11 protein-coding genes are annotated in these 12,617 nt (G+C 70.2%); 8 read left to right on the forward strand and 3 right to left on the reverse strand.

Going from position 1 to position 12,617, the window contains the following annotated elements; genetic code table 11:
- The first annotated feature begins 36 nt into the window (after nucleotides 1-36).
- Genes ACSNOC_RS16055 through ACSNOC_RS16080 form a run of 6 tightly spaced genes read left to right on the forward strand, consistent with a single transcriptional unit; the run spans nucleotide 37 to nucleotide 6,760 of the window.
- Nucleotides 37-483: a cobalamin-dependent protein gene (locus tag ACSNOC_RS16055; RefSeq protein WP_436748120.1), complete on the forward strand. Its 447-nt coding sequence runs from the start codon at nucleotides 37-39 to the stop codon at nucleotides 481-483.
- A complete protein-coding gene (locus ACSNOC_RS16060) occupies nucleotides 480-1,847 on the forward strand; it encodes an aspartate aminotransferase family protein (protein WP_436748121.1) in 1,368 nt (455 codons plus the stop codon). Before ACSNOC_RS16055 ends, ACSNOC_RS16060 begins: the two co-directional genes overlap by 4 nt.
- Nucleotides 1,847-3,001 (forward strand): amino acid kinase family protein, encoded by a 1,155-nt coding sequence (locus ACSNOC_RS16065; protein WP_436748122.1) that lies wholly within the window; start codon nucleotides 1,847-1,849, stop codon nucleotides 2,999-3,001. Before ACSNOC_RS16060 ends, ACSNOC_RS16065 begins: the two co-directional genes overlap by 1 nt.
- Nucleotides 3,002-4,387, forward strand: a complete 1,386-nt coding sequence (locus ACSNOC_RS16070; protein WP_436748123.1) for a methylaspartate mutase — start codon at nucleotides 3,002-3,004, stop codon at nucleotides 4,385-4,387.
- Nucleotides 4,380-5,735 carry a peptide ligase PGM1-related protein gene (locus ACSNOC_RS16075; protein ID WP_436748124.1) on the forward strand — a complete coding sequence of 452 codons (1,356 nt, stop codon included), beginning with the start codon at nucleotides 4,380-4,382 and terminating at the stop codon, nucleotides 5,733-5,735. The genes ACSNOC_RS16070 and ACSNOC_RS16075 overlap by 8 nt, the downstream gene beginning before the upstream one ends.
- A complete protein-coding gene (locus ACSNOC_RS16080) occupies nucleotides 5,732-6,760 on the forward strand; it encodes a radical SAM protein (RefSeq protein ID WP_436748125.1) in 1,029 nt (342 codons plus the stop codon). Before ACSNOC_RS16075 ends, ACSNOC_RS16080 begins: the two co-directional genes overlap by 4 nt.
- A 148-nt stretch (nucleotides 6,761-6,908) precedes the next feature.
- On the opposite strand, the gene ACSNOC_RS16085 is transcribed toward ACSNOC_RS16080, so the two are convergent.
- On the reverse strand, nucleotides 6,909-7,223 hold the full coding sequence (locus tag ACSNOC_RS16085; protein WP_436748126.1) for a GNAT family N-acetyltransferase: 315 nt from the start codon (nucleotides 7,221-7,223) through the stop codon (nucleotides 6,909-6,911).
- Between the two features lie 244 nt (nucleotides 7,224-7,467).
- Here ACSNOC_RS16085 and ACSNOC_RS16090 point away from each other — a divergent pair, with 244 nt between their 5' ends.
- Complete coding sequence (locus tag ACSNOC_RS16090) at nucleotides 7,468-8,637, forward strand: hypothetical protein (protein WP_436748127.1); 1,170 nt, start codon at nucleotides 7,468-7,470, stop codon at nucleotides 8,635-8,637.
- A 49-nt stretch (nucleotides 8,638-8,686) separates the two neighbouring features.
- Nucleotides 8,687-9,934, forward strand: coding sequence for a hypothetical protein (locus ACSNOC_RS16095; RefSeq protein ID WP_436748128.1), 1,248 nt, complete (start codon nucleotides 8,687-8,689; stop codon nucleotides 9,932-9,934).
- A gap of 627 nt (nucleotides 9,935-10,561) precedes the next feature.
- Here the strand turns inward: ACSNOC_RS16095 and ACSNOC_RS16100 are convergent.
- Both ACSNOC_RS16100 and ACSNOC_RS16105 read right to left on the reverse strand, forming a co-directional pair.
- A complete protein-coding gene (locus ACSNOC_RS16100; RefSeq protein WP_436748129.1) occupies nucleotides 10,562-11,671 on the reverse strand; it encodes a helicase associated domain-containing protein in 1,110 nt (369 codons plus the stop codon).
- 402 nt (nucleotides 11,672-12,073) lie between these two features.
- The coding region (locus tag ACSNOC_RS16105) for a pentapeptide repeat-containing protein (protein WP_436748130.1) at nucleotides 12,074-12,617 on the reverse strand (544 nt) is incomplete at its 5' end.

The following is a 12,617-nucleotide window of genomic DNA, read 5'->3' on the forward strand; positions in this document are numbered from 1 at the left end:
AACCCTCTCAGGTCCCTCAGAAAGGAGGGTCCACCAGTGACCGATCCCGAGCCCCCGGTCGTCATCCTCGGCGTAGCCGCCAGCGATGCGCACGTGGTCGCCAACCGGCTCATTGCGTTCCAGCTCCGCGACCTCGGCTTCGACGTCGTGAACCTGGGCGCCTGCACGCCGGTCGCCGAGTTCGTCGAGTGCCTCGCTGCCCATCCCGATGCGGTGGCCCTTGTCATAGGTTCGGTGAACGGCCACGCGGTGGAGGACCTCACACCCCTGCGGGTGGCCAAGGACGCCGGACGCGTGCCCTGCCCCGTGGTGGTCGGCGGGAACCTGTCCGTCGGATCCGAAGCCGACGACGAGGATGCCAGTGCTGCGCTCCGCGACCTCGGCGTCGATCACGTCCTGCGCGACGTGTCGGCCCTGCCCCCACTGCTCGCCTGCCTGGCCGCGGCCCGGTCACACCGACAACTCGAGGGAGCGTCGCGGTGACGATTGTGCAACGAACATCCGGCGCTTCGGTGAAGACCGAGCTGCCTGGCCCCCGGTCGCGCGTCCTGCTCGACGACCAGGCGGCCGTCGAGTCGTCGGCCCGCACCTACCCCCGCAGCACCCCGATCGCCATCGAGCGAGGCGACGGCGCCTACCTCGAGGACGCCGACGGCAACCGCTTCCTGGACTTCCTGTCCGGTGCTGGCGTGCTGGCCCTAGGGCACAACCACCCCGAGCTGGTCGCGGCGGCTCGGGCTCAGCTCGAGGTGGAGTCGCACGCCCTCGACTTCCCCACCCCGGCCAAGCACGAGTTCACCCGGCGGCTGCTCGGTTTCCTGCCCACGGCGATGCAGAGCAGCACCAAGATCCAGTTCTGCTCGCCGACCGGGGCCGATGCGGTGGACGGGGCCGTCAAGCTCTGCAAGACGGCCACGGGGCGCGACGAGGTCATCGCCTTCCAGGGCGCGTTCCATGGCAGCACCCAGAGCACCATTGCGCTGAGCGGGCTGCGCGCTCCGAAGGAGCACCTGCACAACCTGATCCCCGGCGTCTCCTTCTTCCCCTTCTCGTACTGCTTACGGTGCCCGCTCGGCCTCGAGCCTACGACGTGCAGCACGAACTGTGGCCAGTACCTCACCAAGGTCTTGACCGACCCGAACGGTGGCGTGCGCCGCCCGGCCGCCGTGATCCTCGAGCTCGTCCAGGGCGAAGGTGGCGTGATCCCTGCCCGTCCCGAGTTCGTGCGGGAGCTGCGCGAGACCACCAGCCGGTTGGGCATCCCGTTGATTGTCGACGAGGTGCAGAGCGGCGGCGGGCGCACTGGCACCTGGTTCGCGTTCGAGCAGTACGGCATCGTGCCCGACGTGGTGGTCGCCTCGAAGGCGATCGGCGGGGGCCACCCGGCGGCTGTGATCCTCTACGACGCCCGCCTCGACGGCTGGGCGCCGGGCGCCCACACCGGGACGTTCCGTGGCCACCAGGTGGCGTTCGCCGCTGGTGCCGCCCTGATGGAGGTGATCGAGCGCGACGGCATCCTCGACCACGTCGGCCGGGTCGGCTCGCTCCTTCGTGTCGGCCTCGAGGCGCTGCAGGCCCGCCACCCCCTGCTGCTCGCCGAGGTGCGGGGCCTCGGGCTGATGCTTGGCGTCGAGCTGCGGTCGGTCGGGGACGCATCGGCCTCGGAGGTCGCCGACCGGGTGCGCGTCGCCGCCCTGCAGCGGGGGCTCCTGTTCGAGCCGGCGGGACGCGACGGCAGCGTCGCCCGCTTCCTTCCGCCGCTCAACCTGACCTTCGACGAGGCACGCGAGGCGCTGGCGATTTTCGGCGCGGCCGTCGTCGAGGTAGCCGGGACGGTGATGGGCTGATGGCCGGCCAGCAGGCACCCGTCGTGGTCAAATTCGGCGGCTCGTCGTTCATCGAGCTGCAGGACTACCGGCGGGTGGCCCGCCACCTGTCCGGCCTTGCCCACGACGAGGGGCGACCGGTCGTGGCGGTCGTCAGTGGCATGTCCGGATCGACGGGCCGGCTCCTGGAAGCAGCGCGCGATGTCGACCCCGACCTCGAGCCGCACGTGCAGGACCAAGTGCTCGCCACCGCCGAGATCGTCAGCGCCGGGCTGCTCCGTGCTGCGCTCCACGCCGAGGGCGTCGGGGCCACCGACCTGTGGGCGCCGCACATCGGGGTGGAACGCACCGCATCCGGTCCGGTGATCGCCGTCGATCCCCGCCGCCTGTTCGACGCGCTCGCTGATAACACCGTCGTCGTCGTCGCTGGCGGTCAGGCGCTCGACAGCGACGGGCGCATCGTCATGCTCGGACGCAACAGCTCGGATCTCACCGCCGTCGCGGTGGCTGCCGCCGTCGGCGCCGACCGCTGCCACATCTACTCTGACGTCGACGGCGTCTACACCGCCGACCCCCACGTCGTCCCCGGCGCCCACCTCATGCCCGAGCTGTCGTACGCCCAGTGCGCGGCCATGTCGTCGAGCGGCGCCAAGGTCCTGCACGCCGGTGCCGTGCGCCTCGCCAAGGCCCACGCCGTCGACATCGTGTGCGCGTCGCTCACCCCCGACGGCGCCGTCACCGGCTCGGTGATCGGCGCCGGTCAAGGCATGGCCGCCGTCGTCGGCGACCGCAGGACCCAGGCATTCCGGTTCCTGGGGGCTTGGGCCGACGACGTCATCGAGCGGGTCAGGGCCTCCGGCGCCGTCGGCATCACCGCCGTGTACGGCGACGAGATGATCGTCTGCTTCGCTGGCCAACAGGGCAACGTCGCCGCCGCGCTTGACCGTGCCGGTATCAACGCCCGAGCCGTCCCCGGTTTGAGGCTGGTGTCGGTCGTCCAGCCCGACGGACGGACCGAGCACACTGTCGTCGGCGTCGACTCGCTCGATCGTGCCGTACACGATCTCCACACCCACATACACGGCGACGCGACCGGAACCGCGCCGCGGGTGACATCGAAGCGGCGCTCGGCCCACAGCGGGCTGCTCCTCGGCGCCGGCTGGGCGGAGGCGTAAGTGGTGAACCCGTTCCCCCCGCTAGCTGAATCGATCGCCTACGCGACGTCGTTGGGCAAGCCGACGGTGGCTGACCTCCTCTCCGGTGCCGCCCGAGACGGTCGGACCCTCGTCCAGCCGCGGTCCGGCGTGGGGGACCACGATGCCATGCGGTCCCTGTTGCTGGGATTGGAGCGCCGAGCGCAACCCGACGTCGCCACCATCACCATCGACTCCTACACCCGCCTGCTCCAGTTCGGCAGCGCTCGCCGGGCGCTTGAGGCGGACGCGGGCACGCTCAACGGCTACCCCCTCGTCACCCACGGTTGGCGGCGCGGGCGCGAGCTCAACGAGCTGGTGCGAGCGCCGCTGCAAGTGCGCCACGGCTCACCGGACGCCCGCCTGCTGTTCCGCACCGCCCTGGCGTCGGGAATCACGTCCTTCGAAGGTGGCGGGATCTCCTACAACGTCCCCTACGCCAGGGACGTCCCGATCACCCAGTCCCTCCGGGCCTGGCAGGAGGTCGATCGCATCGCTGGCGACGCCACCGCGGCCGGGCTGATCGTCGACCGCGAGCTGTTCGGAACGCTGACGGCGGTGCTCATGCCGCCGTCGATCTGCCTGGCCGTGACCCTGCTCGAAGCGGTGCTGGCGGCCGCCGAGGGCGTCTGTTGCATTTCGATCGCCTACCCGCAAGGGGGCCACCTCTGGCAGGACTTGGCGGCGCTGCGGGCCATCCCCCGGCTCGCAGCCCGCTACCTCTCGGCGTTCACCGGCGTCCGCGTCCACACCGTGCTGCACCAGTTCATGGGCATCTTCCCCACCAACCCGTCGCGGGCGATCGACCTCATCACCTACGGCGCACTCCTCGCCGGCCTCGGTGGCGTCGACAAGGTCGTCACCAAGTCCCCCGCCGAGGCCAGGGGCATCCCCACCTTGGCGGAGAACGCCGATGGCATCACGGCCACCCGGGCTGTCCTCGAGCAGCCGCTGGTCCGCCTGGTGATCGATGAGGACGCGGTAGCCGACGAGCTGGATGCCATCGAACGGGAGGTCGGCGAGCTGGTCGATCCGATCCTCGAACAGCGCGACCTCGTCGCCGCCGTCGCAGACGCCTTCGCCGACGGCCGCATCGACGTCCCCTTCTCGGCCAGCCGCTTCGCCCGGTCGCTGGTGACGCCCTGTCGCGATCAGGAAGGTGCCATCCGGTTCGCCGACATCGGCATGCTCCCGTTCGGCGAGGCCACCCGGCGCCGCAACGACAATCTGGTCCGCGCCCGCCTGGGCAAGCGGGGCGATTCACTCGAGGGCCTCATCCGGGACCTCCACTTCTTCTCCGATGAACGGCCGATCCTCCCATGGGAGTGGTTCGGCGGCCGAGGCGAAAGGAGCGCAGTGCGTGCCTAGGCTGCTGCTCGGTGATCTTTACACCCAGGACTTCGGCGGCGACGTGGCCCCGATCTCCGACAGCATGGCCCGAGGCGTGGCGGCCGGCTCGCAGGCGATCATGTGGTTCGCCGAGTCGGGCGACGTCGTCGTCCTTCCTCAGGCCCCGGACCTCGAGTACCTCACGTACCTCACCACCATGATGGGGGTCGACCGGGAGAACCTCCGGATCGTCGTTCCTCCGGTCGCCGGGTCGAGTCCCTACTTCCTGACCCGGGACCGGCTCACCAGTGCGGCGGGCCTGGCCGAGCTGCGCGATGCGCTGGCCGGTCGGACCGTCGACCGCATCGTGGCCCTCATGCCCGACGCCGCCACCGCCGCCCTGGCCACCGAGCTGGGGTGCCCCGAGGCGCTCCCCGGCCACCGGTTCTTCAGCCAGGGCGGTGCCCTCCTGGCCAACGGCAAGGCCTGCTTCCGGGCGGTCGCGGCCGGCGTCGGCGCCCCGCTGCCCCCCGGTGGTGCGGCCCGCGGCAGAGCGGACGCCAGGGCGCTCGTCGTGGAGCTGCTGGAGCAGGGCCACCCCGTCATCCTCAAGCGCGACTTCGGCGGCGGCGGCATGGGCAGCGAAGTCGTGGCTCTCGAGGCGATCCCCCACCCCGTCGGTGCTCAGCAGGCCGTGCACCTGCCGAGCACCGACCACATCGACGACTACCTCGACGAACGCTGGGGCTGGCTCACCAACGGCAACCGGTTCCCCGTCGTCGTCGAGCGCTACTACCACGGGGCGCGGGCGATTTTCGCCGAGTTCGAGATCGCCGACGAAGCGGCCAGCTTCGAGGAGCACGGCGAGATCGTCCACGCCCCGATCGCCTTCGCCGAGTTCATCCCCGCACCCGATCTGCCGCCCGATGCCCTCGACCGCCTGGTGGCCGCCGGCCACACGCTGGCGGAGGGGCTGCGGGCGATGGGCTACCGCGGCGTGGTGAGCGCCGATGCGATCCTGCTGGAGGACGGCGAGGTCCTGCTCACCGAGTGGAACGGGCGGATCACGGCGTCCACGCACATCTACCGCAACATCGGTCGGCGCCTGATCGGCCCGGACTTCAACCGATGCCGGGTGCTGGGCGAGTTCGTCGGGTGGCGGGTGCCGTCGTTCCCGACCGCGGTCGCTCGCCTCGACGAGGCCGGCCTGCACTACGACCGGGGGACCCGCACCGGCGTGGTCCTCGTCAAGGGGTTCAACCCCGAGGACAGCACCGTTCGCTACTGCGCCGTCGCCGAGAGTGCCGAAGCGGCGACCCGGATGAGAGCGAAGGTCGAGGGCCTCTTCGGCCCGGACGGCCACCGACCCAAGAGGGAGGAAGCATGACATTAGGCACCATCGAGCAGGCGCGTCACATCCGAACTAAGAACTTCGGCGACGCGCTCTGCCTCCACTCCGTGATCTACCCAATCGACTACTGCACGTCGGGTTGCACATACTGCGGGCTGAGCACGCTCCTCGCCCAGGAAGGCGCCCATGGCGTGCGGGGAGCGATGCGGCCCGACACGTTCGACTGGCTCATCCACGAGCTGGCCGACGCCGGCTACCAGGTCCACGAACTCGTGTTTGGCACGGTGGCCGAGGACCAGGACTGGCTCACCAGGCGGGTCGTCCGCTGGGTGGAACGAGCCCGGGCCGCCCACCCGGAGAGCTACCTGATCGTCAATTGCGACACGCTGCACCAGGACGGCTACCACCGCCTCAAGGACGCCGGTGCCGACGCCGTCTGGACCTTCATGGAGGTCATGTCGCCCGACATCTACGCCCAGAAGCACCGCTCCGGGCTGAAGGCGGATCAGGCACAGCGCCTGGAGGCACCGCAGCGGATCCGGGATGCCGGCATGGCCGTCGGCAACGCTCTGCTGTGGGGCCTGGCGCCTGATTGGAAGGCGGAGTTCGACCAGTTTGTGGCGTGGTCGAAGGAGGTCGGCGGCTTCGACTTCGTGGCCACCCCGGTCCAGCAGACGATCACCCTCCCGGAGGGAACCTCGGCGCCCCAGGGGTTCGACATCGACCCGCCGCTCACCATCTCACTCGACCTGTACCTCGAGATCTGCGCCCACCTGCGGCTGGCTTTCCCCGACGCCCACCTGGTGGCCAACACCCGGCTGGACCCCGGCTTCGTCTACGGCCAGGTGTCGGAGATCACCGATATGTGCAACGGCTACGTGTGGACCGGCGCTCGGTCGCATCCCACCCAGCAGCTCGTGTCGATCGGCCACGTCAAGTCGGACACCACCCAGATGAACTTCCACAACCCGGGTGCCGACCCCGCCGCCATCCAGAAGCTTTGCCCGCCGGGGGTGACCGTCGACCTCAGCTTCGACGGCCGCCGCAACGCCGTCGACTAGCGCGACGGAGGGAGGAACCGCACGATGCGAAGCAGATCCTCCGCCTCGTGCCCGCCCTCCAGGAACAGTTCCGGCGGGGGAAGGGGTAGAATGCACGGCGGATTTTGCGGGCAATCGTCAAGCCAACGGACGGGACAACTTCTCCGGCCTACCGTTCGATGGGGTCACCGTCGCTTCGAGGAAGCGAACTGGGGCCTGTCTGTCCCGACCCAACAGCCAAGGAATGCGTTGCCACACCGCGACCACGAAACGCCGCCGCCGTTGCGACCTGCCACACGAACTGCGTGTCCGGCGAGCTCGGCACCCGGTAGCCCACCACGAGCCCGACGACCCGGTGGTCCGCAACCGCGACCGCTCCGGTGTAGGCGAAGTTCGTGCCCAACAGCGCATAGAAGTACGAGCTGTTCCGGTCCCAGCCACCCGATTCCCGAGCGACCTCGGCAACGGCGGCGGAGTCCTGCATCTGCAACCGTCGGCTGGCGATGCCGGGTAGATGTCCGGAGGAGACCGGAGGATTCGTCGTCACATCAGCGATATGCGCCGGCCGCGTTCTTCAACCCGCTCATCGTAGGTGGGACGGCGGTCGGCGGCGCCGACGTGGAGGGAGACCGCTGAACGATCCCACCGGGCTCGAGAGCTCGCCCGAAGGCAGCGACGACGTCCCCCACCGCGGGCGGCTCTGGCGGTTCTTCGCCGTCGCCCTGACGATGCCGACTCTCGGCTCCGCGCTCGGCCTCGACGGCGGCGCCATCTTCCAGATCGCCGCCGTCGAGGACCTCAGCCTCGATCCCGGGATCATCGGTCTGGCGTTCGCCCTCGGCGTGCTCTCCGTGCCCGTCCAGGTCCTCGCCGCTCGCCTGCCGTTGTGGCGGGCCGGTCGCAATCTCCGGCTCTTCCTCCTCATCGCCGCCCTCGAATGCGCGGTCCTGGCGTTGCTTGTGGGCCTGGACGTGGTCGGCGGGGGGTTCGCCCTCATCGCCCTCGGCGTCACGGTTGCGGCGGAGATCAACCTGTCGGTGCTCTACGCCCCCTCGTGGCAGCCGCTCCTGAACTACGGCCTCGCCAGCCAGGGACGCCAGCGGGTGAACTCCTGGGGCCGGGCCGCCGGCGGCCTGATCGTGGCCAGCGCGGTCGTGCTGTTCGGCTCGGCTGGCCCAGTGCTGCGGACGGCGATGTTCGCCGTCGTCGGCGCCGTCGCCCTGCTGCTGGCCGTCGCCGCCCGCGGCATCCCGGCCCCGGACCGGCCGGTGGAGCGCGACCTCGGCGCGTCGTTCCTTGAGGACCGGCCCAAGCTCTCGCCCACCATGCGGCGGATCTACCTGATCCTCGGCGTCGCTGGGCTGGCCACCGCCTGGCCGCTCTTCCTCGTCTACGCCGACAAGGTCCTGTGGCCGGGCGCCAACCTCGGGGTGCTGGGGGCGGTGCAGCTGGGCGGATCCCTCCTCGCCGCCGCCTCCTGGCGATCGAGCGACACGAACCTCGGCCGCTACGGCTGGCAGGCCGGCCTGGTGCTGCTGGCTGCCACCGTCGCCCTCGCCGTCGTGCGTGCGCCGGTCGAAGGGACCGCCGAGCAGGTGGTCACCGTCGTGGCCCTGGCCGTGGCGTCGGCGGCGAATCTCACGATCCTGCTGGCCATGCTCGAGCGGGCTCATGGGGACATCGACGAGGCCACGTCGGTCCGGGCCTTGACGTTGCTCGACGTCGTGGCATCGACGTCGCTGCAGGTCGGGCTGTTCATCGGGGGCCTGCTCGTGTCAGCCAGCATCGATCGGGCCGATTGGCCGCTCGACCCCTACCGGATTTGGCTGGTGGCGGGCACGGCCGCCGTCGCGATGGGCCTGGCGTCGCCCGCTTTCCGCCGGTCACCGAAGGAATAGCTGGGCCATCCCCCCAGCGCAGTTCATCGACCTTCAGTTAGGAGTCCTCATGAGAACGGCCACCGGCGAGATGCTGGCCCAGCGCGAGCGACGCTGCCTCTGGTCACCCGACGAGCTGGTCGCGGTGTACGACGACGCGCTCGGCGACCCCGAGATCTGGGACGACGTCCTCGATGCCGCCCGCTGCGCCCGCCGCGCGGGCTTCGCCAACGCGGTCGGTCGGTCCGACACGGTGGCGTCGGTCGGTCCGGCCCCTCGGCTCGACGCGCCTGCGGGCCAGCCCATCGCCTACCTCGAGGTGCTCGGCGATGGCGGCACGGCTCGCCAGGTGGCCTTGCTGGCCCAGCTGCGGCAGGAACTGGAGGGGAGCACGATCCTCGCCGCCGTCCCGGAACAGCACGACCTGGAGACGCTGCGCTCCCTCCGTCGGGCCGGCGCCGACGTCTGCGTCTGCGGCGACCGGAGCGGACCGACCGAGCCAGCCGCGCTACAGTCGCTGCTCGACGCCCAGAACGCAGCGTTCGCGGCCGGGTTCACCCGCCTCGGCCTGACCGCCACCATCGGCGCCGACGCCCGGCGCCAGCTGGCGTTCGTGTTGCTGCAGAGCAACCACCTCATGGAGGAGCTGGGCCTGCACCCGCACACCATCGCCGTGCGCCGTGACCCGGATGGGCTTCAGGGAGGGGCCGCCGACGGATTGCGTGATCCGTTCCTCCTCCAGATCGCTCTGCTCCGGGTGGCGCACCCGTCCTCGAACGTCGTGATCCCGGCCGACAGCGAACCGGACCTGTTCCTCCGGCATCTGGACGTCGGCGCCAACCTGGTCGGCGGCCCCGTTCCTCCGGCCGCCACGACGGAGGGCTACCGGCTCGTCGCCGACGCCGACATCGAACCCGAGCTGCGGGAGCTTTCCTACCGGAGGCTCGCCAGCACGGACGACGCCGGAGGCCTTATCAGCGAGTTCAGGACCAAGCGCACCGAGACCTACATGCTGGTGCGGCGGCCCGCCGGCCCGGGTGCGCTGGGCAACAACCTCCACCGCGGCCTGTACCGATCGAAGGATCCCGAGACCGTCGTCCTGATCGAGGGCTCGCTGTCGATCACCTCACGGCACCCCGACCGGCCGGAGCCGATGGTGACGGTGATCACCTCCACCCCGCGGGCGCCGCACAAGCTGACCATCCCCCGGAACGTGTACCACGAGGTGGTCGCCAAGGCCGACAGCCTGCTGCTCGAGTTCAGCTCCGTCGCCGAGGACACGACCGACTCGTTTCCCTGGCCGCTGCCGTCCACGTAGGACTCGGGCGGTCAAACCGGGCGGTCGTTGGATCGCTCGGAGCCTGCGCTAGGACTACTAGACGAGTGACAGGCTGCAGGAGAGTGTCAGTTGGGCATCGTCATTTGAGTGTCAGTGGCGCAGGTACTGCGACCTGGTGGTTGACACTGACGGATGGTGTTCACTTGGTGCTGACATGAGTGACGAAAGGCCATGTCATTCTCATGCCGACTGCTACCGCCGGTCTCGCCGCGCTCCTGGGCGTCGAGGCCGGCGGCCCGCAGTGTATCTCGAACAAGAATCAAACGGTAGCGCTCGAATTCAAGCGCTACCGTTCGAGTAAATTCGAACAACATTCGGGGAGTTCGCCGGGAAGGTCGCGGGTCACCGCCCCAGTATCCGCACCAGACCCCGCGAGGATGGGCGAAGCTCTGCGCGCACCAGGGCCGGCGTCGGGCCTGTGTCGTTCTCCGGGAGTTGATCCGGAAGCACGTCCGATGCACGGGGCCGCTGTAGCCGGGCCCGGCGTCATCCCGCACTGTCGCAGCCCCCCGGTACCCAGGGGGCGCTCGGGGCCGCCAGCCCGGCGCCAGGGCCCCCGTAAGGCGGCCGCCAACAGCCGCCTGAGGGGCCCGGCTTCCCCGTGGTCTACTCCCATCGGATACCGAGCTCGTTCAGCGCTTCCGCCCGTTCCGGCGTGAGCGAGCCGCGCCGCGCCTTCTGGTTGGTCAGCCAGATCCCGAGCTTGACCTCGGTGACGCCCTGGCCGTCGATGACGGTCTCGACGTGCCGACGGGGAACGCCCTCGAGGGTGCCTTCCCGCTCGCGGTACTGCCGTGCGGCGGCCAGGCCGCGCTGGAACGCCGCCTCCCGTGCCCCGCCCGGGGCCGGCGCGGCGTTCGTCCCGGCCGGGCCCGCCCCCGCCGCCCCGTCCTCGGGCGGGGTGACGCCGAGGGCCTCCAGGCGGTGGCGCTGTTCGTCGTTGAGCTCGCCCCACGTCTCGCGCTGCCGCTGGAGCCACCTGCCGACGTCCTCACCGCCAAGGACGATGCCGGGGTGGATGTGGGCGACGTCGCCGCCGCCGTCCACGCAGGTCTGGAGCTTGGTGAACAGGCGCTGCCAGTCCACCGACCAGCCCCGCTGGCGGGGGTTCCAGTCCGGGTCGATCGCGGCGAGCTGCTGCGCGCGCCGGGCCGCCCGCTCAGCGTCCTTCCCCAGCCCGCCGGGGCGGCGGAGGTTGGTCAGCCACTGCCCGACCGCCTTGCCCTCCATCGCGGCTGTCTGCGGGGCGCACAGCGTGCCGTGTTCGGCGTAGTAGGCCCGGGCGGCGGCCAGGTTCTCCTCCCACGCGAGGTCCGGCGCGGACCACACCATGCCGAGCTCGTTGAGCCACTTCACGCGCTTGCGGCCCATGTCGTCGGCGTCCAGGCGGCCGGCGGCGTACTCGCTGCGTTGGTCCGAAATCCAGCGGCCCAGGGGGGCGTTCGTCTCCGGCTCCCGGTAGTCCAGCGGCACCCGCAGGTTCCCGTGCTGCTGGCGGTAGCGGACGGCGGCGGCGTAGCCGCGGGCCCAGGACTCCCGCAGCGGGTTGATCACCTGCATGTTCACGAACCGCCGGATGGTGGCCGGGTCCCGCTTGGTGGAGAAGCGGAGCAGCAGCCGCTGCTCCTCCTCACCATCCGCGGGCTCGTCGCCGATCCCCTCGGACGGCTCGACAGGGTGCGACAGCTCTTGCGGAATAGCAAGCATTTCCACCATCCGCGCATCATGCGCCCGCAAAGCAGCAAGAACCGACACCAGAGGGCGCCAGTTGCCGGAGGCGTACATGTCTGACGAATCCGTTAACGATCACTGAATGAGCGAAGCGCTGACCTGGAGATCTGGCGATTGTCTCAGAATTCGTTGCTGTGGTGGGGCGTGACTGTGATCTGGGGTTCTTCGCGGGGCTGTGGATGCTGGACCGGCCCTGAACTGCGGGTTTACTGATCGTCTCGGAATGTAGTGATCGGCGCAGGATTTCTATCTGTCTGCGTGTCCGGGCGAAGTGAGTTCGCGCTGGTCAGGGCACCTGGTCCGGTGCGTGGTTGGTGCTGTTCTCGCTCCGTTGCCGGGGCGTATCGCGTGGGTGTAGTCGTCTTCTGTGGTCCGGCGCCCCTGGTTTCACAGGGGCTGGGCGCTGGGTTGGCGGTGTGCGAGGACTTGGGGGTCGCTGACGATGCCGGGCGGCAATTTCGTTGCAGCCGTCGGGCGGGCGCGGAGCACCTGCTCGGTCTCGAGTTCCCGCACGTCCCGGAGGTTCGCCCCGTCGAGCCAGGCGTAGGTGAGGTTGGCCCCACCGAGTAGGGCATCGGTGAGGTCGGCCCTGTTGAGCTGGGCGTCGTCGAGGTCCGCCCCGACGAGCATGGCACCGATGAGGCACGCCTTGTCGAGCCGGGCGCCGGAGAGGTCCGCCCTGTGGAGTACGGCGTGGGTGAGGTTCGCGCCGTGAAGCGAGGTGCTGTGGAGGTTCGCGCCGTCAAGCCCGGTGCCGGTGAGGTTCGCACGGTCGAGCTGGGCGTAGACGAGGTTCGCACGGTCGAGCCGGGCGCCGGTGAGGTTGGCGTTGGGCAGTTGGATACCGTGGAGGTGGAGGTTGGCCAGGTTCTCCTCCCACGCGAGGTCCGGCGCGGACCACACCATGCCGAGCTCGTTGAGCCACTTCACG

It is taken from the genome of Streptomyces sp. URMC 129 (assembly GCF_051386415.1).
In the GTDB taxonomy this organism is placed as follows: domain Bacteria; phylum Actinomycetota; class Actinomycetes; order Streptomycetales; family Streptomycetaceae; genus Streptomyces.

Excerpts from the sequence above, each read along its gene's own strand:
- ACSNOC_RS16085 (WP_436748126.1), bottom strand. The coding sequence starts at position 7,223 with ATGCAGGACTCCGCCGCCGTTGCCGAGGTCGCTCGGGAATCGGGTGGC.
- ACSNOC_RS16090 (WP_436748127.1), top strand. The coding sequence starts at position 7,468 with ATGCCGACTCTCGGCTCCGCGCTCGGCCTCGACGGCGGCGCCATCTTC.
- ACSNOC_RS16100 (WP_436748129.1), bottom strand. The coding sequence starts at position 11,671 with ATGGTGGAAATGCTTGCTATTCCGCAAGAGCTGTCGCACCCTGTCGAG.
- ACSNOC_RS16095 (WP_436748128.1), top strand. The coding sequence starts at position 8,687 with ATGAGAACGGCCACCGGCGAGATGCTGGCCCAGCGCGAGCGACGCTGC.
- ACSNOC_RS16080 (WP_436748125.1), top strand. The coding sequence starts at position 5,732 with ATGACATTAGGCACCATCGAGCAGGCGCGTCACATCCGAACTAAGAAC.
- ACSNOC_RS16065 (WP_436748122.1), top strand. The coding sequence starts at position 1,847 with ATGGCCGGCCAGCAGGCACCCGTCGTGGTCAAATTCGGCGGCTCGTCG.